Origin of the sequence: Beijerinckia indica subsp. indica ATCC 9039 (genome assembly GCF_000019845.1) — a bacterium.
Classification (GTDB): Bacteria; Pseudomonadota; Alphaproteobacteria; order Rhizobiales; family Beijerinckiaceae; genus Beijerinckia; species Beijerinckia indica.
Window position 1 is genome coordinate 1879259 of the sequence record NC_010581.1, and the last position, 20540, is coordinate 1899798.

Here is a 20540-nt window from a genome sequence, read left to right on the forward strand (position 1 = left end):
CTTCAAGCCGATCGCAAGTGACGCAAGCTGTAACGGGCCAAGGGCAGGCTCTCCCCATATGGCCTGCCCGGAATGAAACTTTTGAAATGAATCAGTCCCAAGCAAACCTGTCCAAGTTTGCTTGGACCTGAAATTAAAAGCAGCATTGATTTTGCTTTAAAAAGCAAAATCAATCGTGGCCATGGCCACGCAAGGCCGGTTAGGCGGCGGTGAGGGTCGATCGATGAATGAAGTGATCAAACGCAAGGAACCCATGAACAAGGCGATCGTGGATGTGAATCCCGATCAGTTCGTGAAAAGCCTGCCGGGCTGGCTCGAGGTGACCCATTTCGTCATGGCGCAACGCGCGGGGACGGCCAAGCCGTTAAATGAAGATGGCAGCCTGCCCGCGCTCACTAAATCGGATCTCAATACGAGCGGCACCCAGAAGATCGCCAATGATTCGGTCTTTTCCTTTGCGATTTCCGCTGCACTGAAAGGTGATAAAGCGGCCTTCGACAAGGTTGAAAAGGAATTGGTCGCACTCTACGGCGAAAATTTTCCGGGTTCCTTCGCCTTCTGGCATTTCAAGCAGGAGCCGGACGCCAAGCCCGAAACGCTTGACGATTATGTCGGCATGATCGGCAAGACCATGCTGGAACAGGGGCATTTCGAGCCTAAGGATACGTGGAACGCCGGCGTTCGTTTTCTCGAGAAGATTCGCGGGTCGAATTTCGTTGTCGAGCTGACCGGACCGCTGGCCCAATGGCACCGCGATATCTGGGAAAAAATCATCACCCAATTGAAATCGCAGCTCGTCGATCCGGACAATAATGTGCCGCCGATCAAGAAGGAGCTGGAGGAAACCCGTAACGATCAATCCTTCATCGCGGCTTTGCTGCTGTCCGCCGTTGCCGCCGTCGATCAGGAACTGACCGAGGATTATCAAGGCCTGCTCAAATCGGTGTCGCGCCGCATCTGATCCAGCCTGTTCTGATCGCCTCAGAAAGCGGATTGTTGGGAATTCATCGGCCTGGGAGCGGCAATCGCTCCCAGGCCGATCTTATTTTAGAGATCTCGCATCGGTCGATGCTCCAACACTTTTGAGTGCGGACACATAGTTTGTGTCCGCGTCTGACAATCAAAAGCAATCTGATGACGAGGCTGGATGAGTGTCGTCGGAGGAGACGCCTGATTTTCCCGCCAGCCTTGAAATCATTTCATTTCTCGGACTCTTGCGCGGCACGCTGGATCACACTGTGTTTGCGTCCATAGAAGAAGTAAATGACGAGCCCGATGAACAGCCAAACGACGAGCCGGACCCAGGTATCATTAGGCAGGCCAAACATCAAAAATAGGGCTGAAAACACACCAAGAGGCGCGACGATATAAACCGCCGGAGTCTTGAAAGGCCGGTGAATTTCCGGATGCGTGATCCGCAGGATCAGGACACCACCGCAAACGACAGCAAAGGCGAAAAGCGTCCCGATGCTGACCAATTCACCGACGAGCCCGATCGGTAGCAGAGCCGAAATCACGGCGATGCCGATGCCAGTGATGATGGTGGTGATATAGGGGGTATGAAAACGCGGATGCACTTTCGCCGCGAAAGGTGGCAAAAGACCGTCCTTCGCCATTGCATAGAAGATGCGCGGCTGGCCGAAGAGAAAAACGAGAATGACGGAACTCAAACCGAGGACCGCGCCAAGCTTGATCAAGGCCGAGAACCAGCCGAGGCCGATCGTATCCACGCCAAGCGCGATCGGATCTGGAACGTTCAATTGATCATAGGGCACGATGCCGGTGATGACGAAGCTGACGAGAACATAAAGCAGGGTACAAAAGAGCAGCGAGCCGAGAATTCCGATCGGCAATGTCCTTTGTGGATCATGGGCCTCCTGCGCCGCGGTCGAAACAGCATCGAAGCCGATATAGGCGAAAAACACCACGGCCGCGCCACGAACGACCCCGCTCCAGCCGAATTGGCCGACGCCTGTTGTCGGTGGAATATAGAGGCCCTCGGGATTGCCGGGCGTCACCCAATTCGCCAGAGATACCGAACCGAGTCCGACCGCGATGAACAAAATGACGATGGAGAGCTTGATCAGCACGATGACATTATTGACCCGCGCCGATTCCCGGACACCCAAAACGAGCAAGACCGTCATGAACAGGATGATGAAAAGGGCCGGCAGATTGACCAGAGCGCCTGTATGGGTCCAGTCACCTGTCGCTGGATCATAGGTAAAAGGCGCGCTCGTCAAATTTTCCGGAATTTTCAGACCGAAACCAGCGAGCAGGCTCGTGGCATAGCCGGACCAGCCAATTGCCACCGTTGCCGAGGCGACGGAATATTCGAGCACGAGATCCCAGCCGATGATCCAGGCGATCAATTCTCCCATCGTCGCATAGGCATAAGTATAGGCGCTGCCGGCAATGGGAACAGTTGAGGCCATTTCCGCGTAACAGAGGCCAGCGAAGAGACAGACGAGCCCCGCGAGCACAAAGGACAGACTGATCGCTGGTCCGGCATAGGATGCCGCCGCATGGCCGGTCAAAACGAAAATACCCGCACCGATAATGCCGCCAATGCCAAACGACACAAGGCTGAAGAGCGACATGGAGCGGTGCAAACCCTCGGTCCCAGTCAGTTCATCCTGCGCCTCGGCCTTTAGCACGGCCATGGATTTGCGCACCCATATATTGCTCATGCATGCCACTCCAACGTGTCAGCCAGCCGAAGCCTGACTATCCTCCCTTTTTCCCGCTCGGGAAAATGTTTCCCTCCTTTGTCGCAGCGTCCGCTCAAGATCGCAAGCCCGTGCGAAAGACCCTGGATCGATCCGCAATTGTCACCCTGAATTTAAAATGTAATCAAACTCGGCGAGCTTCTTCCCGGGAAAAGCCCCGGTATCCACCCTCATTGAAGCGCGACTTGTCGCGGCGCAATGAGGACAAGTGGATACCGTTTAAAAAGTGACGGATCGAGAATCTGTGATTCTCGATGCTAGAGCAGAAACGGGAGACGTCATGCCGCTTCATGAGAGTCAAAGCTTCGATGTCATCATTATTGGAGCGGGTGCGGCCGGGCTTGGCGCGGCCTTGCAACTTGCCTTGACCCCTATTCGCTTTTGCCTTCTCGAGGCCCGCGATCGCATCGGTGGACGCGCCCATACCTTGACCCAGGGCCTATACCCTCTTGATCTCGGTTGTGGCTGGCTGCATTCCGCAGATCACAATCCCCTTGTTTCGATTCTCGAACAGCGCGGTTTCACGCTCGATCGAACCTTGCCAGCTTGGGGCACGCAGACCTTCGATCTCGGCTTCAGTGCGGCGGATCAGCAAGAATTTCAGGCGGCGGCGGATCGCCTCCAGGCGCGCTTTGACTCATTCGACCCGGACGCGTCCGACGTAGCGAGTTCCACCTTGCTTGAGGCCGGCAGCCGCTGGAATCCGCTGCTCGACGCGATCAGCACCTATATGAGCGGAGCAGAACTGGATCGTGTCTCCGCACGCGATAACCGCAATTACCATGACACTCATCTCAATTGGCGTATCCGTGAGGGTTATGGTCAAGCCATCGGAAGTTTGGGACAGGGGTTGCCAATCAGGCTCGATTGCCCAGTGACAGCGATCGACCATTCCGGTCCTCTTGTGCGCGTCGAAACCGCACATGGATCACTCACTACGGCGAAGGTCATTATCACTTTGCCAACCTCCCTTTTGGCGAAAGAGTCCATTCGCTTTACGCCTGCCCTTCCCGATAAGCGGGAGGCTGCCGCTGGCCTGCCGCTTGGCTTGGCCGACAAAGTGCTGCTCGGCCTCGACGACGCCAATGATTGGCCCGCCGATGGGCATTTTTTCGGATCGATCACGCAAACCATGACCGGAAGTTATCATTTACGGCCGTTTGGCCGGCCCCTGATCGAAGGCTATTTCGGCGGGCAACTTGCTGGCGATCTTGAAGCCGCTGGGCCTGGCGCCTTTTTCGATTTTGCCGTGGCGGAATTGAGCATGCTTCTTGGCAGCGACATGCGCCATCGATTACATTTCGTGGTCGAAACCCGATGGGGGCAGGATCCATTCGCGCATGGGGCCTATTCTTACGCCTTGCCTGGCCATGCCGGGGCAAGAGCGCGTTTGGCGGCTCTCGTGGATCAACGGCTCTTCTTCGCCGGCGAGGCATGCTCGCCGCATGCCTTCTCGACCGCGCATGGTGCCTTTATGACTGGCGAGGAAGCCGCTTTGCAGGCGCTTGCCGCGCTGGGGACCTCTGTTTTCGCAAAGGCAAGGGAATAGGACGCCAGCGGCAATTTGGTCTTCCCTTGGTTTCATTATTGCTTCCAGGGTCAAAGTGCCTGTCCTTGTGGCGGCGGGCGTCCATTTGAGCGAAGGAAGTGAATAGCAGCTCCATGCTGTTCCCGGGCCGCCCGGCCCGCTTCAGAAAGCTTGCCGTCATGACGTCTCCCTATACGATCCATATCATTCAAGCGATGAGCGAGATCGACGCCGCCCAATGGGACGCTTGCGCCAATCCGGATGCCGCGCGGGAAGATGTGGAAGGCGGTGAAGAGGCTTTATCGAAACATGAGATTGAACGGTTCAATCCGTTTATCTCGCATGCCTTTCTCAACGCGCTCGAAACCTCGAAATCGGTCGATCCGCGTCATGGCTGGACACCGACGCATGTGATCGTCAAGGATCCGGAAGGTCGTCTCGCGGCAGCGGCGCCGGCCTATTTGAAAACGCATTCCTATGGCGAATATGTCTTTGATCATGCCTGGGCCGATGCCTATCATCGCGGCGGTCTGAAATATTATCCAAAACTGCAAATTGCCGTGCCCTTCACGCCCGTCACGGGACGCCGTCTTCTGGTCGCTGCCGGTCACGGCGAGGAAGCCAGGCAAAGGCTCATCACCGGTCTGCGGGCTTGGCGTGAAAAGATCGAGGCCTCCTCGATCCACGTGACTTTCCCCACGCGGGAGGACTGGAATAGCCTCGGCGCTGCCGGTTTCCTGCAACGCACTGGCCAGCAATTCCATTTCATCAACGAAAATTACGCCGATTTCGACGCCTTTCTCGCGAGCCTCGCCTCACGCAAGCGTAAAATGATCAAACGCGAGCGCAAGGATGCGCTCAGCGCTGGGATCGACATCGAGCTTTTGACCGGAGCGGATATCAAGGAGCATCATTGGGATGCTTTCTTTCTCTTTTATACCGATACCGGCAATCGCAAATGGGGTACGCCCTATCTGTCGCGGGAATTCTTCTCCCATATCGGTGCCTCCATGGCGGAGCATATTCTTCTCGTCATGGCCAAGCGCAACGGCCGCTATATTGCCGGCGCCATCAATTTCATCGGCAAGGATGCCCTTTACGGCCGTAATTGGGGCTGTATCGAAGAACATCCCTTCCTACATTTCGAGGTCTGTTATTATCAGGCCATCGAATTCGCGATTACGCGAGGCCTCTCGCGTGTCGAGGCCGGTGCCCAGGGCGAACATAAGCTCGCGCGCGGCTATGGGCCCGTCGCCACATTCTCGGCGCACGATATTCCCGACAAGCGTTATGCCCGCGCGATCGACGAATATCTCCAGAAGGAACGTGTCTATATCGACGAAGCCATAGAGCAATATGGCGAACAGACCCCCTTCAAGAAGGGACCTTGACCCTCATCCATTCCTGGCCGATGTCTTTCCATCATCGACCATGCGAGGAAGCGGATGAGCACTCCGGCCTACGACGAGAACAATATTTTCGCCAAAATTCTGCGCGGCGAAATGCCGTGCACCAAGGTCTATGAGGATGACGTAGCACTCGCCTTCATGGACATCATGCCGCGCGCCGACGGCCATGTGCTGGTCATCCCCAAGAAAGCTGGCCGCAATCTTCTCGATATAGACGCCGAGGCCCTCGCCCAATTGATGCCACGTGTGCAGAAAGTGGCGCGCGCCGTCAAAAAGGCCGTCGCCGCGGATGGCATCACGCTGCATCAATATAATGAAAGCGCGGGCGGACAGGTCATTTTCCACCTGCATTTCCATATTCTGCCACGCTGGGCAGGCGTGGAATTGCGGCCGCATACAGGAGAAATGGCCAAGCCAGAGGCTTTGGCGGCGCTTGCGGAAAAGATCATCGCCGCGCTGGCCTGAACAAGCGTGCCCAGATGGATGCCTAAAAATACAAAGCCGGCGCTTGCCTGAGCAAGCGCCGGCTTTGTTTGTCCGCGAGCTCCCCTTAAGGAAGCCCGCGCGCTTTCATGAGACTCAGTTCTTGGGCTCGCCGCTGCTCACCGTCTCCGATTCATCTCCCTCGGACGGATCGATTTTGTTGAGCTCATCATCCGAGCCTGCGTCCTCGGTCTTCTTGCGGGCTTTGGCGCGACGCACTTCCGGTTCGGCCCGAACGCGCTTCTTGCTCGCCTCGACGATTTCCTTGTCGGGACGCGGCAGCACCGGCCCCTCAGGATAAAGGAAGCCAAGCTTTTTGGCTCCATTCTCGTCCGTGGTGACCATGACCTTGACCGTACCACCATTTTTCAGCCGGCCGAACAAGACTTCATCAGCCAAGGGAGTCTTGATCGTCTGCTGAATGACCCGCGCCATGGGCCTGGCGCCCATCTGCTGATCATAGCCATGTTCGACAAGCCAATTGCGGGCCTCGTCGGTCAGCTCGATCGTGACATTGCGATCGGCGAGCTGTGCCTCGAGCTGCATGATGAACTTGTCGACCACCTTGACGATCACTTCCGGCGGCAGATGGCCGAAGGTCACGATCGCATCGAGACGGTTGCGGAATTCCGGGGCGAACAGACGGTTGATCGCCTCGAGATCCTCACCTTCCCGCTTGTTCTGCGTGAAGCCATAGGCCGCACGCTGCATGTCGGCGGCGCCGGCATTGGTTGTCATGATCAAGATGACATTGCGGAAATCGACCTGCTTGCCGCTATGGTCGGTCAGCTTGCCGTGATCCATGACCTGCAAAAGGATATTGTAGAGGTCTGGATGCGCCTTCTCGATTTCGTCGAGCAGCAGCACGCAATGGGGATGCTGATCGATCGAATCGGTCAGGAGACCGCCCTGATCGAAGCCGACATAGCCGGGAGGCGCGCCGATGAGGCGGGACACGGTATGCCGTTCCATATATTCCGACATGTCGAAGCGGACGAGTTCGACGCCGAGGCTTGTGGCGAGCTGGCGAGCGACCTCCGTCTTACCGACGCCCGTCGGGCCCGAGAAGAGATAGGAGCCGATCGGCTTCTCACCATCGCGCAGGCCGGCACGAGCCAGTTTGATCGCTGCCGTCAGGGCTTCGATCGCGCTGTTCTGGCCATAGACCACGCGTTCCAGCGTTTCGGTCAGATGCTCGAGCACCTCGGCATCGTCCTTCGAGACGGTTTTGGGAGGAATCCGCGCCATTGTCGCAATGGTCGCCTCGATTTCCTTGATGCCGATCGTCTTCTTGCGCTTGCCTTCCGGCAAGAGCATCTGGCTGGCACCCGTCTCGTCGATCACGTCGATCGCTTTGTCGGGCAGCTTGCGGTCATGGATATACCGGGCCGAAAGCTCGACAGCGGCCTTAACGGCTTCCGTCGTATAGCGAATCTTGTGGAATTCCTCGAAATAGGGCTTCAGGCCCTTGATGATCTCGATGGCATCCGGAACAGAAGGCTCGTTGACGTCAATTTTCTGGAAGCGCCGGACGAGAGCCCGGTCCTTTTCGAAATATTGACGATATTCCTTATAGGTCGTCGAACCGATGCAGCGCAGCGAACCTTGAGCCAAGGCAGGCTTGAGCAAATTCGAGGCGTCCATCGCACCGCCCGAGGTCGCCCCCGCGCCGATCACCGTATGAATTTCATCGATGAAGAGTATCGCCTTTTTATGCGTCTCGATTTCCTTCATCACCTGCTTGAGGCGTTCCTCGAAATCGCCACGATAGCGGGTGCCAGCGAGCAAGGTGCCCATGTCGAGCGCAAAGACCGTGGCCTCGGCCAGGACTTCCGGAACCTCGCCCTTGACGATCTTGCGGGCGAGACCCTCGGCGATCGCCGTCTTGCCAACGCCGGGATCACCGACCAGCAAGGGATTGTTCTTGTGACGGCGGCACAGGACCTGGATGGTGCGCTGCACCTCTGCCTCGCGACCGATCAAAGGATCGATGCGGCCATCCTTCGCCTTTTTGTTGAGGTTGATGCAATAAGCGTCGAGAGCGCCTTCCTTTTTCTTGCCCTCGCCTTCCTTGCCATCCTTGCCCTCGCGGTTCTCGCCCTCTTCTTCGGCACCACGCGGAGCCTTGGAGGAATCGGAGAGACCAGGCCGTTTGGCAATGCCATGGCTGATGTAATTCACCGCATCATAGCGGGTCATATCCTGCTCTTGCAGGAAATAGGCGGCATGGCTTTCGCGCTCGGCGAAGATCGCGACCAGCACATTGGCGCCCGTGACTTCCTCACGCCCGGAGGACTGGACATGAATGACCGCGCGCTGGATCACACGCTGGAAGCCCGCCGTTGGCTTGGCATCCTCGCGGCCATCACTCACGAGATTATCGAGTTCTTGGTCGATGTAATCGCGCAGGTTCTTTTTCAGAAGGTCGAGGTCGACGGAGCAGGCGCGCAGCACAGCCGCGGCATCGGCATCATCGGTCAAGCTGAGCAGGAGATGCTCAAGAGTCGCATATTCATGGTGACGCTCGTTGGCGATCGCGAGAGCCCGATGAAGCGATTGTTCCAAATTGCGGGAGAAGGACGGCATAGGCTCCAACCTCTCATTTCTTTTCCATGATGCACTGCAGGGGATGCTGGTGCTTGCGCGCGTAATCCATCACCTGCGTTACTTTCGTCTCGGCAACTTCATAGGTGAAGATGCCGCATTCCCCGACACCATGCTGATGTACATGCAGCATGATCCTAGTGGCTTCCTCAGGTCCCTTGTTGAAATATTTCTTCAGGACCGAAACGACGAATTCCATGGGAGTGTAATCGTCGTTAAGAAGCAGGACGCGATACATGCTAGGACGTCGCGTCTGGGTTTTGGGACGGGTGATGACAGCTGTGCCGGAACCACCATCGCCTCCCTTTTGCGGGTCCTTGCCGGCTCCGCGAATGCGCAGCCCGGCGAATACCGCTAGGCGAGCCAACAAGGGCGGGCGACGGATTGCGGACAGAAACCGTCCATGCACCCGAAAATTCGATCGCCGTAGAAGTCCTGCCGTCACCGCCGAAGTCCTTGTTTCATTCTTTCATGCGCCACGCACGCGTACCGCGAGCTCTGGAATTAAGTCACAAACCCGTGGGCCGCACGTCATTCCAAGTGAACAATACCGTTGTTTGTCCAACACGTTCGAATCTAGCATCCACCGCGCCACATCCGATCTTCATTGATCTTAGCTCCACCCCAGTCGATCGGCCACAGGTGTTTTTGTGCAAATGACGCGTCGTCGCACTAAATTCATGCCACTGACCTATGCTGATGCGCTAAAAAACAGGCAATTTCCTTCGCAGCCTCTTTTCCAGGGACCCAAGCTCGTTCTTTGGAAATGGCTGTTCGATGGGGCACGGACAAGAGGCCGCGACGATTCTCTCAATTGAGGCTTGTCCAAAGCTGGAGCGCGACCTCCCCTTCGCTCTGAGCACAATGCTGTTCCGCTTCCCTCGTCATGGATGCGTCAAGACCTGCAAGGCTTGGCGAGGCCACCACACTGGCATGGGGTTCGAGAAGATCGAATGCGCAGCAAGCTCATGCATCGCATTATAGAAATATAGTATTTTATTGTTTTTCAAGGGAAGAAGGGAGAGATCATGCCGATCCGCCCTTTAGGGTAAGCTCACAAAGAAAATTAAAATTATAATATAAGTGTATATAATTATTCATATATTTCCATTGATGATTCAATGCATCTACTGGCCCAATAGAAATCTGATACGTTGTTTCCACTGGTCCGCCACGGCCAATAAAAAAAAGCCCGACGAGTATGTCGGGCTTATCAATCAGTCATCACTTCAGCATAGGCGCCTGTATCATTCCAAAAGTCTTTGGAATGATACTCCGCAAGCCTCGTCTTTCTCGACGAGGCGGCTGAAGGCTTATTCGGAGCGAGCCTGGACCTTAGCGATCACCTTTTCCAGCGGCTGGAAAGCGTCCTTGGCAAGAGCGCTATAAAGCTCGCCAAACTTGGTCGCCTGGGCAACGAAGCCAGCATAGGAGGTCTTTGCGAACTCAGACTGGAGCTGAATGGCGGTATCCAGAGATTTCGCGCTGAGCAGCTTTTCGAAGAAAGCCGATCCATGATCGAGCGAACGCTTGGAATAATCGGTTGCCTCGGTGGCAATCGCCTGCACGTTCTTTGCGAAGGTGGAGGCAGCGGTGTTCACAGCCTCAAATTGATCCTTACCGAATTTTTGGAAGTCTTCCAAACCCGCCGTCATGTCTTCATTCTCCCTATGCGAAATGCGCCCCGATCTTACCGGATCCTCTCGGCACCCCGCCGCAATCCAGCTTTCCTCTAACCTGTGGCGCATGAAGAACTTAGTGCATCGCACAAATCCGGTCAAGAAAAATATTGCACTGCACAAACCAAAACGGCACATTCCCCGCGAATTTCGCCGAAGTGCTTAACCAAAGCGTAACCGCGCCGCCCTACCCTTACGCCATCTCTATTCTCTTCAAATACAGCATAACCGATCATCAGCCAGATCGAGGGCTCAGGATGACGATGTCCGATGTGGCATTTCGCCGCAGTTCATTCGCAAAGATTTTAACGCCGATTCCTTGCGGCCTCACCGCCATCGCTCTCCTCGGCTGCATTGGATTTGGCGCAGGATTCGTGACCTCTGCCGAGGCGCGCCACCGCCATGCCCATCAGCATTCCCATTTGGCGCGCCAAGGCTCCCATCATCACGCAAGCCATGCGGCCAGCGGCGGTGAAACACCCGCCAGTGTCGCGGCCATCGTGGTCGACGCCAATTCCGGCCATACGCTCTATGCGCATGGTGAGCATGAATTGCGTCATCCCGCGTCAATCACCAAGGTCATGACGCTCTACCTCTTGTTCGAACAACTCGAGCAAGGACATTTGCGGCTCGATAGCGCGATCCACGTGTCACCGCATGCCGCAGCACAGAAGCCGACCAAGCTTGGCCTGCATGCTGGCTCGTCGATCAGCGTTGAGGACGCGATCCGCGCCGTCGTCACGCGATCCGCCAATGACATGGCTGTGGCTATCGCCGAAACGGTCGGGGGCGATGAAGAGACTTTTGCGGGCATGATGACCCGCAAGGCGCATATGCTCGGCATGAGCCGGACCCATTTCGAAAATGCCTCTGGCCTGCCCAATGACGCGCAGGTCACGACCGCGCATGATCTCGCGATCCTCGGTCGTGCGATCCAGGACCGTTTCCCGCGTTATTACCCCTATTTCTCCACGCATGTGTTCCATTACGCCGGTCAGGAGATCCGCAATCACAATCATCTCCTCGATCAGGTCGAAGGTATGGATGGGATCAAGACGGGATATACGCGCGCCTCGGGCTTCAATCTCCTGACTTCGGTCAAGCGTGGTGGTCATTCCATTGTGGCTGCCGTCCTCGGCGGCGTGAGCGCGGGCGCCCGCGACCGGATCATGGCACGGCTCATCGAAAACCAGATCGACAATGGCGCGACCACACGCTCCGTCGGCTTGCTGACCGAAAACACAGCTTCCGACCGGCTCGCCCGTTCTGGCGAGGAACTGCCGCCGGAATTGCGTCGGATCAGCATGCCCATGCCACCGCGCACGAGTTTGCTCGGCGATGCGAAAGCCGCAAATGCCGGCAAGCCTGACGCCGCGAATGCACCGATCCGCCTCGCTTCCATGAGCAATGAATTGCCCATGGAGAAGCCACGCCCGGCCTATATCGCCGGCACGGCCTCTCAACCAGAACATGGTCAGGCTGATCGGCCGCAAGCGGCCGCAAAGGCTGGCGATGGTTCGACCGCGCGTCTCGCAATCCAGGCCAATACCGGCAAGGCCGCTGTCACACCGGCTGGGAACAGGGCGCAATATGCCAAGGCCGAATTGACGCAAATCCTCAAGGCTGAAACCAGCAAGGCTGAAACAGCGAAAAAGGAGACCAGCAAAGAGAGCGAGCCGGCGTCGCCCCTCGCTCATTCGGCGGTGGCTCCCCATGGCTGGGTCATTCAGATTGGCGCGACGGATGATGTAGCCAAGGCCACTGCTTTGCTGTCACGGGCCAAGACGGAAGGCTCTCGAGCCCTGGCCAATGCCCAGCCCTATACGGAAAAAGTGCGCAAGGGATCGGAAACCCTCTATCGCGCCCGCTTTGCCGGTCTCGCGGAGGAAAGCGCGGAAGCTGCGTGCAAAACTCTGAAACGTTCCGGTTTTTCGTGCTTCGCGACGAAAAATTGAGGTCTTCAGCTGTCTCGTAAAGGAAAAATACATTCTTCCGAGACAAAAATAGAACACGATAGATAGAAGATGAAGGCTCGGTCTTGACTGATATCATCAGTCCTCGTGGGTGACGACCGATAGGGACACTCTTGAATTTTCGCCTTTCCAAACATGGCGAAAATTCAAATATCAAACCAAGAGTCGGTGTCCGCGCTCCTGGGTAAATAGTTCAACAATACTTCAAGCTTCGGGTCGTTTCACGGGCTCGGATGCCGCCTCCAATCCTGAAAAACCCTGTCGCAATGGACTAGTCCTGATGACGCCGCATCAGAATATCCCGGGCCTCGTTGACCCTAGCCGCCAGATCGGTCGCACCGCCAAGATCCGGATGCAATTTCTTCATGAGCGTGCGATGCGCACGAACAAGATCCTCACGCGTAGCACCTTTTTGAAGCCCCAGGATCTCATAAGCCTCATCTTCGGACATCGCGCCGCTGCCCGCGCCGCCATGCCGCGCGTCTCCCTCGGCCTGACCTGCAGCACGCCATCCGGAAAACCGGCTGTCGAAATATGCTTCTAAGAGGCGGGCACCGGCCGGATCATTGATCAGGCAGAACCGATAGAGCGCCTGACAGCTGGTCCAATTCTGCCGGTCGAGCCATTGACCTTCGTTAGGACCGGCGAGGATCAAGCCGCGGATTGCCCCCGTAGCATGATCGATCTCCATCTCGATCATCGCCGAACGCAGCCGGGAAATCCTGCCCGGTCCTTCGCGCCCTTCGTGTCCCGTTCCTGGTGCGCCCTGGCCCTTACCCCATTGCGCTTTATGCGGGGCCTTGCCTTTGTAGACCGAGCCGAACAGGCCGAAACCGATCACCGCGCTGATCAGAGCAAATTCAAGCCTTCCGCGCAGCATTAAAACCAGAGCCAGCAGAAAAAACAGCGTCGCAAAACCCTGTTTCAGCATGCGCGATCGCGAAGCCGGATCGGCGGCAGCCAGTTTTTGCCGGGCGATCAGGCCAACCAGAACGATAAGAAGCCCCCCGATTCCATAGAGCATGGCCTGCCTCACAAGACCCCTGGAGACCGCCTCCGCACTTTCGCGAGCGGTTTCACGTGACAGGATAGACCATCAATCCCTGATGTGCGGGATATTTCCGACCGCTCCCCATTTATTTAATGGCCAGTCTGTCAGGGTCCCTCATATTTGTCGATAATCCAGCTTTCCGCACGGGCATCGGTTTCCCAATCTCGCCAAGCCGGCAAAGCCATGACGGCCTCCATATAGGCTTTAGTCGGCGCCGAGACCGCCACATCATAGACATGCAGGCGATTGACGACCGGGGCGAACATGGCATCGACGGCGCTGAACGCGCCCATCAGGAAAGGCCCTCCCTGCCCAAAAGCTTGCTGGGCCGTCGCGAAGGCACTTTCCAGGCGCTCGAGATCGGCTGCCGCTTCCGGAGTCAAAGCGCGTTTGGCAGGCGGCCGGCGCATGTTCATGGGCAGCAGCGAACGCAGGTTCACGAAGCCGGAATGCATTTCCGCCGAGAGGGAACGGGCCTGCGCCCGGGCTGCCTTGTCACGCGGCCAGATCGCTTTTTCCGGGAAGGATTCTGCAAGATATTCAATGATCGCGAGAGAATCCCAAATGGTGATATCACCGTCATGCAAGGACGGACATTTGCCCGTTGGGGCATAGCGCAGCATGTCAGTTCTCGTCGTCTCCTGCGCCATGGGAATGGTGATCTCCTTAAAGGCGATCTCGAAATGGCGCATCACAATCCAGGGCCTGAAGGACCAGGACGAATAGGCCTTGTTGGCGATGACAAGCGTCAGGGACACGCTATTTCTCCGACAGGGGATGGAGGCAGAGGCAGGAACCGCCTCGACGCGGGCTGGATATCAACGCGCCGTTCTTTCCTCAAGGGCGGCATGCGACTGCGGGTAGGTTGCGGCTTGTTCAACCGGCCCTGGGAAGAAATCCGATGTCTTGCCCGTCAGCCGATAAGCGAGGAGGCCGATCCATTCGCGCAGACCAAAGGACAACATCCTCAGACGATCATGAGCCAAAGTCGTCACGCTCCAATCCCGCGCATCGCCGATCGTCATATAGTTCGCATTATAAGGAATGACGTTGAAGCCGACCTTGCGAAAAATGCCGACGGAACGCGGCATATGGGCCGCAGAGGTCACAAGCAGATAGCGGTCTTCCGGCTTCGGTTTGATCAGGTCACGCGTGAAAACGGCATTTTCCCACGTATTGCGTGAATTGCCCTCGAAAACCATCTGCTCGGCAGGGACGCCAAGGTTCTGCCAAAGCTCACGAGCATAGATGGACTCGCTCGGCTGGTCTCCCATCAAATCCCCGCTGCCTCCGGTAAAGATGAGTTTCGCCTGAGGGAAAAGCCGGGACAATTCGACGCCTGCCGTCATCCGCGAACCCGCCGTGTTCAGGATCGGCACACCGCGCGCTTTCGACTCCCGCGAATCCATACCGCCGCCAAGCACGATAATGCCTGCGGGATCGATGGCATGAAGATCAGGATTGGGAAACCGATCCTCCAGCGGACGCACAACGAAAGCGCCAAAGGGTGTCAGGAGCACGAAAGCCAAGAGCAAAATAGCGATGGCTTGCAGGCGCTGGCCCGCTTTCACCCAAGGGGTGAAGACCAGGATCAGGCCGAGCAATCCAAGAAGGATTATGAACGAGCCCGGTTCGGCGAAAAGCCAAAAAATCTTGGACAGATTGAAGAACATGCGGAGACCCGGTCAATTGCGCAACCCGTCATCGCAGGGCCGGCAGGCCAAATTACCTATCCCTTCCGTCGAGGACCGGCGCGATTGCGATCGAGCGGGACCTTAACGGTTCTTCTACCCTTTGTCAGGGCTCAATCTTCCGCCGTCTCGTCACTATCCTCAGGCTTTTGCGAATTGGATTCCCCCGCCACCACATACGCGCCGCTCAGCCAGCGATGCAGATCGACATCGGCACAGCGTTTGGAACAGAAGGGCCGAAAGGTCTGAACCTGCGGCTTGCCGCAAATGGGACAAGAGCGCGTGGCCTGTGTTTCACTCTCGTTCGGGCTCTTATTATTCCTCGAACTCATTATCGTTCCAATAGCGTCGCAACCTAAACCGCCACGTTTGTAGCAGCCTTTACAGCCTTATAGCTTTCCAAAAAGCAGCGACCGCTTTCTGTTTCATGCTCAATCGACATAATCAAACGTTCCCGTTTTTCCAGCCCGCATGCACTGGAAACCCCTCCCCCGCCAATAAAACCGTGGTTTCATAGAGCGGCAAGCCGACCACAGCCGAATAGGACCCGGACAGCGTCAACACGAAGGAACCGGCCAAGCCCTGCACGGCGTAACCGCCGGCCTTGCCCCGCCATTCACCGGACTCGAGATAGGCCTTGATGTCGCGATGAGACAGGCGTTTGAAACGCAGACGGGATTCGACCAATCGGTGCCGCAAGGCGCCTTTGGGCGTGACAAGGGTGACGCCCGTATGAACCCGATGTGCACGGCCAGACAATAATTCGAGGCATTGTTCCGCCTCCTCCGCGACCTCGCATTTAGGCAGGATGCGACGTCCAACGCTGACCACCGTATCAGCAGCGATCAGATAAGCCCCGGCAAATTCTGGCCGCGCGGTGACAATAGCCGCGGCCGCGGTGGCTTTTTCATTGGCGAGACGGCTTGCAAGCTTGCGCGGCAATTCGCCTTTTTCAGGGGTCTCGTCGAGGTCCGCGGGCAATAAGGCATCGGGTTCAAGACCAATCTGCTGCAGCAGCGCAAATCGGCGAGGAGAGGCGGAAGCCAGGATGAGTTTCGGGCGCACCGATCGCGTTTCACCCGATTGGCTCTCCTGCGTATGCGTTTCTCCGGGGCGGGTTTCCGTATTCACGGCAGGACATCCGGACAGGAAGAGTGACTCACTTGAAGCGGTAAGTGATGCGACCCTTGGTCAGGTCATAGGGGGTCATTTCGACAAGCACCTTGTCGCCGGTCAGCACACGAATACGATTCTTGCGCATCTTGCCTGCGGTATGTGCGATGATCTCGTGTTCGTTCTCGAGCTTGACGCGAAACGTGGCGTTGGGAAGCAGTTCGACGACGACGCCGGGAAATTCGAGCAATTCTTCTTTGGACATTTGTTTCCTTGTTGCAAACCGCCTTTTTCGCGGCAATCCTGTTCAAGTTCGGCTTTTGCGAAAAGCCGTCCCGTTCACGCCGGATCGAGGAGATGAATGAAAAAGCTCATCCGAACGAGTCAGTCGCCATGTCAACAGCGTCTGATCCGTTTCGATCGGGTGGACCCTAATCGAGAACGCGAGATTTGTGAACAAGTGAAGACCATAAGCTGGCAAGATCCTCTCTTTTCTCATTCCGGGGCCCATTTGGGGGTCGCATGAGGACGCGAAGGGCTTCGAAGCGATAGCGAGAGGATGGAATGAGCCAGGATCAATGGACCGCGGTCGATCATTATATCAGCGATCTTTTCATTCCTCCGGACGCTGCCTTGGAAGCGGCTCTGACACGCAGCGCAGCAGCCGGCTTGCCCTCGATCAATGTCGCTCCCAATCAGGGCAAGCTTCTTCATATGCTGGCGAGATTGATCGGGGCCCGCGCCATTCTCGAAATCGGGACGCTCGGCGCCTATAGCACAATCTGGCTTGCGCGGGCGCTCCCAACGGACGGTTTCCTGATTACACTTGAAGCCAAGCCGGAGCATGCCAAAATCGCCCAAGAGAACCTCAGGCAAGCGGGCCTCACGTCTCAAGTCGAAGTGCGCCTTGGGCCTGCGATCGAGACCCTGCCCCAGATCGCGGCGGAAAACAAAGGGCCCTTTGATCTCGTCTTCATCGATGCCGACAAACAGGGCACGCCCGAATATTTTCGATGGGCCCTCGACCTTTCACGCAAGGGGAGTCTCATCATCGTCGATAATGTCGTTCGCGGCGGAAAAGTCATCGATGCCACGAGCACAGATCCCAATGTGCAGGGGATCCAGCGCTTCCACCAATGGGTCGCAGCCGAACCTCGTGTCAGTGCCACGGCTTTGCAGACCGTGGGGTCCAAGGGCTATGACGGTCTCACCTTCATCGAGGTTATCAACTAGCCAACACCCGACGCGGGCACCTTCTGTGATAAGAATTGTCAGCAAAAACAAAGTGATAGAGAGTATTTTCTGATTCCGATGAAACAGAAAATACTCCGGGTGCTGAAGAGTCTGGAGGCATTGGACGTTCTGGGCGATCGTGTCTTCTGCTCCAGAACCACACAGAAGTCATTCGCTTGTGGGTGGCGATACCCCTCGCGCTTCAGCCCTGAAGGCTTGGGTTTTCCATACGAACGACTTTGGAATCGGATGTCTCGATGAGCGCGCGCGCCGCCGCGTCGCGCGCCTCAAAACTTTTGAACCGCCGCATAGCCAGGGGAATCGTCGCCAGATAGGTCAGCGTCAAGGCCACCATGATTTCCATTGGGAAAATGACCAGGAGCAGCGCGAGCATCGCGACACCAGCCAGAACGAAAATCACATATTCCCGAGGAACCCTGCCGATCTTCTTGCCGGAAAAATGCGGGATCCGACTGGCCATCAAGAAGGCAATAAAGAGAACATAGCCGATCTCAAAGGGAACCAGCACGCGATTGTTGGGAAGAGCCACGATCGAGAGGTGGAGATAAAGAGGCAGAAGCGCAACAATCGCCCCGGCGGGAGCCGGCATTCCGGTAAAGAAATTGACCTGCCACGGTGGACGATCGGGATCATCGCTCATCACATTGAAACGCGCGAGACGAAGAGCGCATGCCATGGCAAAGACAAGGGCAGCGAACCAGCCGAGGCTCTTGATGCCCTGCAAGCTCCATAAATAGAGGATAAGCGCCGGCGCGACACCGAAATCGACGAAATCCGCCAGAGAATCAAGCTCGGCGCCAAAACGTGACGTTCCGCGCAGGGCGCGCGCCAGACGGCCATCGAGCCCATCCAGAACCGCCGCCGCGACGACCGCAAGCACGGCAATATCGAACATACCTTCCACAGCGAAACGAATCGCGGTCAATCCCATGCACAGAGCCAGGAGCGTAACCAGATTGGGAATGATGAAACGAACCGGCACGGCGTGAAACCGACGCCGGCGGCGCGCGGTTCCCACCGTGCCCCCCGAACGAAATGGATCGGCTATAATCGATCTCCCTGCTTCCCGTCCTCGAACACGCGCTCCATTCGACGCGAATGCATGCCCAAGGCATCTGATGATGGCTTTTGATCCGACCCTCATAAAACAGGACGCCGGAGCAAGCTTGAATTTTAGCCGATCTCGCAAAAAAGCGAAGATCCGGGGTAAAGAACGAAGAAGCGCTCCCTTCGATCCTCGAAGCGAAAAATATGGACGATTACCCGTAACGGAAGGCCGGACGCGGCTTGTCGGTCTGGCGATCCGCCAAAATCGTTTCCCCGGCAACGGCCTTGGCACCGACGCCAACCAGCGGCCTTACGCCCTCCGGCATATAAACATCGAGCCGGGAGCCGAAACGGATGAGGCCGAACCGCTCTCCCGTGGTCAAATGATCGCCTTTTTCCGCAAAGCACACGATGCGCCGCGCCACGAGCCCGGCGATCTGCACGACACCGAACCGGCCATTGTTATTTTCTATGACCAATCCATTGCGCTCATTATCCATGCTCGCCTTGTCGAGATCGGCATTGAGAAAGAGACCAGGCCGATAGACAATTTTGGTGACACGCCCCGTCACCGGGGCACGATTGACGTGACAATCGAAGACCGACATGAACACGGAAATCCGCTGCATGGGCTCGGCACCCAGGCCCAATTCAGGCGGAGGCATATGATAGCCCACCGAAGAGACGATCCCATCGGCCGGTGAAATGACGATCGATTCATCGAGCGGCGTCAAACGCGCCGGATCGCGAAAGAAATAGGCGCACCAAAGGGTCGCCATCAAACCAAGCCAGCCGAGCGGACTCCAGAGCCAGCTGAGCACGAGAGTCGCGACAGCGAAACCGCCAATGAAGGGGTACCCTTCCGGATGGATCGGCGTGACCTGCCGTTGGATCGAAGCAAGAATCGACATGAAGGAACCTGTTGCGGGGATCTTATAATTAGGATTGCCTTGCGCGACCCTGGATTGGTTTAGCAAATTCGCCATAACCACGGAGTCGCTGCGACACAATAAAAATGATTGAAAGCAATAAGGGGCGACCATTAGGCGCCAAGGCATCGACCACGATTTTCACCACCGAGAAAACCGTGATCAAAAGTTTTTCATCGCGCTTTAATCAAAATAGCCACTTGGCACGACCGAATAAGGCTATCGAAATTTTTTGATGATCATACGGCAAAGGTCGCTTTTGAATCCATACAATATTCTATTACACGGATAAATTGTAAAGCCTTTCCAGCTCTTATGGAGGGAATTGCTGTGGGCTTGTGTCCTTAGCCCTTATGCGTGAAGCCACAATCCGGCCCCGCATGGCATGGCGAGCTGGGGCGGATTGCCGCGAGGAACCAGGATCGGCACGCTGAGCGTCGGCAGGATGCTCGTTCATGCGGAGTCATTGACGGTGACCTTTCGTATTGGTGAGAAATTGCTTTGAGGCACGACATGATCTTGACTCGAAGCTTATCGCTTGCGTAAAGGGAAAAAGCTCGTACAAAGGCACAGGATGGGCGCGTAGCTCAGCGGGAGAGCACTCCCTTCACACGGGAGGGGTCACAGGTTCAATCCCTGTCGCGCCCACCATCTAAGTGACTGATAATTGTTGCTAAATAGATGGCTATAGAATCCGGTAGAAATGAGCAGAACAACGCGCGAACATGCACGGTAAATCCGTGCGATGAGCTCACGCTCTGTTCTGCTGCAAAGAGCAGACAAAACCCTGCTTTGCCTACGCCATGACTTAAAAGACCAGACCGATCGTATTGTATCCTTGTTATTCGGATGCAAGACAGCACCATTGATGCAGTATTCGGCATCTCCGCTACTGTTTAGCGCCGAATCGATGTGCCCTTAATCGGGATGAACCAAATATTGGTGCCCCCTGCTGCGTGGCGCGAGACGATATTGCCGCCACCATCATCGCCACTGTCCATCTGGCCGATAACGCCGCGGTTCATCCGGCGGCAAAGGCGGTTCCGCGCC

Annotated in this window: 18 protein-coding genes and 1 tRNA gene; 7 read left to right on the top strand and 12 right to left on the bottom strand. The window is 56.5% G+C overall.

Annotated features, from left to right (window positions below):
• The first annotated feature begins 223 nt into the window (after positions 1-223).
• On the top strand, positions 224-961 hold the full coding sequence (locus tag BIND_RS08425) for a hypothetical protein (RefSeq protein WP_012384650.1): 738 nt from the start codon (positions 224-226) through the stop codon (positions 959-961).
• A gap of 238 nt (positions 962-1199) precedes the next feature.
• On the opposite strand, the gene BIND_RS08430 is transcribed toward BIND_RS08425, so the two are convergent.
• Entirely contained in the window at positions 1200-2690 is a 1491-nt protein-coding gene (locus BIND_RS08430; protein ID WP_012384651.1) for an amino acid permease, read from the bottom strand.
• A gap of 319 nt (positions 2691-3009) precedes the next feature.
• Here BIND_RS08430 and BIND_RS08435 point away from each other — a divergent pair, with 319 nt between their 5' ends.
• The 3 genes from BIND_RS08435 (at position 3010) to BIND_RS08445 (ending at position 6131) form a co-directional block, all read left to right on the top strand.
• Positions 3010-4278 carry a flavin monoamine oxidase family protein gene (locus BIND_RS08435; RefSeq protein ID WP_012384652.1) on the top strand — a complete coding sequence of 423 codons (1269 nt, stop codon included), beginning with the start codon at positions 3010-3012 and terminating at the stop codon, positions 4276-4278.
• A 113-nt stretch (positions 4279-4391) separates the two neighbouring features.
• Positions 4392-5648 carry a GNAT family N-acetyltransferase gene (locus BIND_RS08440; RefSeq protein ID WP_012384653.1) on the top strand — a complete coding sequence of 419 codons (1257 nt, stop codon included), beginning with the start codon at positions 4392-4394 and terminating at the stop codon, positions 5646-5648.
• Between the two features lie 54 nt (positions 5649-5702).
• Complete coding sequence (locus tag BIND_RS08445; RefSeq protein WP_012384654.1) at positions 5703-6131, top strand: HIT family protein; 429 nt, start codon at positions 5703-5705, stop codon at positions 6129-6131.
• A 114-nt stretch (positions 6132-6245) separates the two neighbouring features.
• Here the strand turns inward: BIND_RS08445 and clpA are convergent, their stop codons facing one another.
• The 3 genes from clpA to BIND_RS08460 form a co-directional block, all read right to left on the bottom strand.
• Positions 6246-8735 carry an ATP-dependent Clp protease ATP-binding subunit ClpA gene (gene clpA / locus BIND_RS08450; RefSeq protein WP_012384655.1) on the bottom strand — a complete coding sequence of 830 codons (2490 nt, stop codon included), beginning with the start codon at positions 8733-8735 and terminating at the stop codon, positions 6246-6248.
• A gap of 13 nt (positions 8736-8748) precedes the next feature.
• Positions 8749-9120: an ATP-dependent Clp protease adapter ClpS gene (gene clpS, locus BIND_RS08455; protein WP_050764126.1), complete on the bottom strand. Its 372-nt coding sequence runs from the start codon at positions 9118-9120 to the stop codon at positions 8749-8751.
• Between the two features lie 946 nt (positions 9121-10066).
• Positions 10067-10408: a phasin family protein gene (locus tag BIND_RS08460; protein ID WP_012384657.1), complete on the bottom strand. Its 342-nt coding sequence runs from the start codon at positions 10406-10408 to the stop codon at positions 10067-10069.
• Between the two features lie 287 nt (positions 10409-10695).
• Between BIND_RS08460 and BIND_RS08465 the strand changes: the two genes are divergently transcribed.
• On the top strand, positions 10696-12387 hold the full coding sequence (locus BIND_RS08465; protein ID WP_012384658.1) for a serine hydrolase: 1692 nt from the start codon (positions 10696-10698) through the stop codon (positions 12385-12387).
• A gap of 289 nt (positions 12388-12676) precedes the next feature.
• On the opposite strand, the gene BIND_RS08470 is transcribed toward BIND_RS08465, so the two are convergent.
• From BIND_RS08470 to infA, 6 genes are all read right to left on the bottom strand, one after another.
• Positions 12677-13429 (bottom strand): J domain-containing protein, encoded by a 753-nt coding sequence (locus BIND_RS08470; RefSeq protein ID WP_012384659.1) that lies wholly within the window; start codon positions 13427-13429, stop codon positions 12677-12679.
• A 131-nt stretch (positions 13430-13560) separates the two neighbouring features.
• Positions 13561-14214 (bottom strand): glutathione S-transferase family protein, encoded by a 654-nt coding sequence (locus BIND_RS08475; RefSeq protein WP_012384660.1) that lies wholly within the window; start codon positions 14212-14214, stop codon positions 13561-13563.
• 60 nt (positions 14215-14274) lie between these two features.
• Positions 14275-15129, bottom strand: coding sequence for a YdcF family protein (locus tag BIND_RS08480; RefSeq protein ID WP_012384661.1), 855 nt, complete (start codon positions 15127-15129; stop codon positions 14275-14277).
• 131 nt (positions 15130-15260) lie between these two features.
• Positions 15261-15479 (bottom strand): DNA gyrase inhibitor YacG, encoded by a 219-nt coding sequence (gene yacG / locus BIND_RS08485; protein WP_012384662.1) that lies wholly within the window; start codon positions 15477-15479, stop codon positions 15261-15263.
• Positions 15480-15591: 112 nt separating this feature from the next.
• The gene (locus tag BIND_RS08490) at positions 15592-16212 is read right to left on the bottom strand and encodes a Maf-like protein (RefSeq protein ID WP_041778617.1); all 621 of its coding nucleotides are present in this window, start codon (positions 16210-16212) and stop codon (positions 15592-15594) included.
• Between the two features lie 94 nt (positions 16213-16306).
• Positions 16307-16525 (bottom strand): translation initiation factor IF-1, encoded by a 219-nt coding sequence (infA, locus tag BIND_RS08495; protein ID WP_012384664.1) that lies wholly within the window; start codon positions 16523-16525, stop codon positions 16307-16309.
• Between the two features lie 299 nt (positions 16526-16824).
• Between infA and BIND_RS08500 the strand changes: the two genes are divergently transcribed.
• Entirely contained in the window at positions 16825-17493 is a 669-nt protein-coding gene (locus BIND_RS08500; RefSeq protein ID WP_012384665.1) for an O-methyltransferase, read from the top strand.
• A 202-nt stretch (positions 17494-17695) separates the two neighbouring features.
• Here the strand turns inward: BIND_RS08500 and BIND_RS08505 are convergent, their stop codons facing one another.
• Both BIND_RS08505 and BIND_RS08510 read right to left on the bottom strand, forming a co-directional pair.
• The gene (locus tag BIND_RS08505) at positions 17696-18532 is read right to left on the bottom strand and encodes a CDP-alcohol phosphatidyltransferase family protein (protein WP_012384666.1); all 837 of its coding nucleotides are present in this window, start codon (positions 18530-18532) and stop codon (positions 17696-17698) included.
• A 241-nt stretch (positions 18533-18773) separates the two neighbouring features.
• On the bottom strand, positions 18774-19472 hold the full coding sequence (locus tag BIND_RS08510; RefSeq protein ID WP_012384667.1) for a phosphatidylserine decarboxylase: 699 nt from the start codon (positions 19470-19472) through the stop codon (positions 18774-18776).
• A gap of 594 nt (positions 19473-20066) precedes the next feature.
• Between BIND_RS08510 and BIND_RS08515 the strand changes: the two genes are divergently transcribed.
• Positions 20067-20141, top strand: a tRNA-Val gene (locus BIND_RS08515).
• Positions 20142-20540 lie beyond the last annotated feature (399 nt).

Bases quoted from the DNA above. Each gene is read 5' to 3' on its own strand.
- BIND_RS08440 (WP_012384653.1), top strand. From the start codon at position 4,392: ATGCTGTTCCCGGGCCGCCCGGCCCGCTTCAGAAAGCTTGCCGTCATG.
- infA (WP_012384664.1), bottom strand. From the start codon at position 16,525: ATGTCCAAAGAAGAATTGCTCGAATTTCCCGGCGTCGTCGTCGAACTG.
- BIND_RS08425 (WP_012384650.1), top strand. From the start codon at position 224: ATGAATGAAGTGATCAAACGCAAGGAACCCATGAACAAGGCGATCGTG.
- BIND_RS08465 (WP_012384658.1), top strand. From the start codon at position 10,696: ATGTCCGATGTGGCATTTCGCCGCAGTTCATTCGCAAAGATTTTAACG.
- BIND_RS08470 (WP_012384659.1), bottom strand. From the start codon at position 13,429: ATGCTCTATGGAATCGGGGGGCTTCTTATCGTTCTGGTTGGCCTGATC.
- BIND_RS08480 (WP_012384661.1), bottom strand. From the start codon at position 15,129: ATGTTCTTCAATCTGTCCAAGATTTTTTGGCTTTTCGCCGAACCGGGC.
- BIND_RS08430 (WP_012384651.1), bottom strand. From the start codon at position 2,690: ATGAGCAATATATGGGTGCGCAAATCCATGGCCGTGCTAAAGGCCGAG.
- yacG (WP_012384662.1), bottom strand. From the start codon at position 15,479: ATGAGTTCGAGGAATAATAAGAGCCCGAACGAGAGTGAAACACAGGCC.
- BIND_RS08435 (WP_012384652.1), top strand. From the start codon at position 3,010: ATGCCGCTTCATGAGAGTCAAAGCTTCGATGTCATCATTATTGGAGCG.
- BIND_RS08510 (WP_012384667.1), bottom strand. From the start codon at position 19,472: ATGTCGATTCTTGCTTCGATCCAACGGCAGGTCACGCCGATCCATCCG.
- BIND_RS08460 (WP_012384657.1), bottom strand. From the start codon at position 10,408: ATGACGGCGGGTTTGGAAGACTTCCAAAAATTCGGTAAGGATCAATTT.
- BIND_RS08500 (WP_012384665.1), top strand. From the start codon at position 16,825: ATGAGCCAGGATCAATGGACCGCGGTCGATCATTATATCAGCGATCTT.
- clpA (WP_012384655.1), bottom strand. From the start codon at position 8,735: ATGCCGTCCTTCTCCCGCAATTTGGAACAATCGCTTCATCGGGCTCTC.
- BIND_RS08445 (WP_012384654.1), top strand. From the start codon at position 5,703: ATGAGCACTCCGGCCTACGACGAGAACAATATTTTCGCCAAAATTCTG.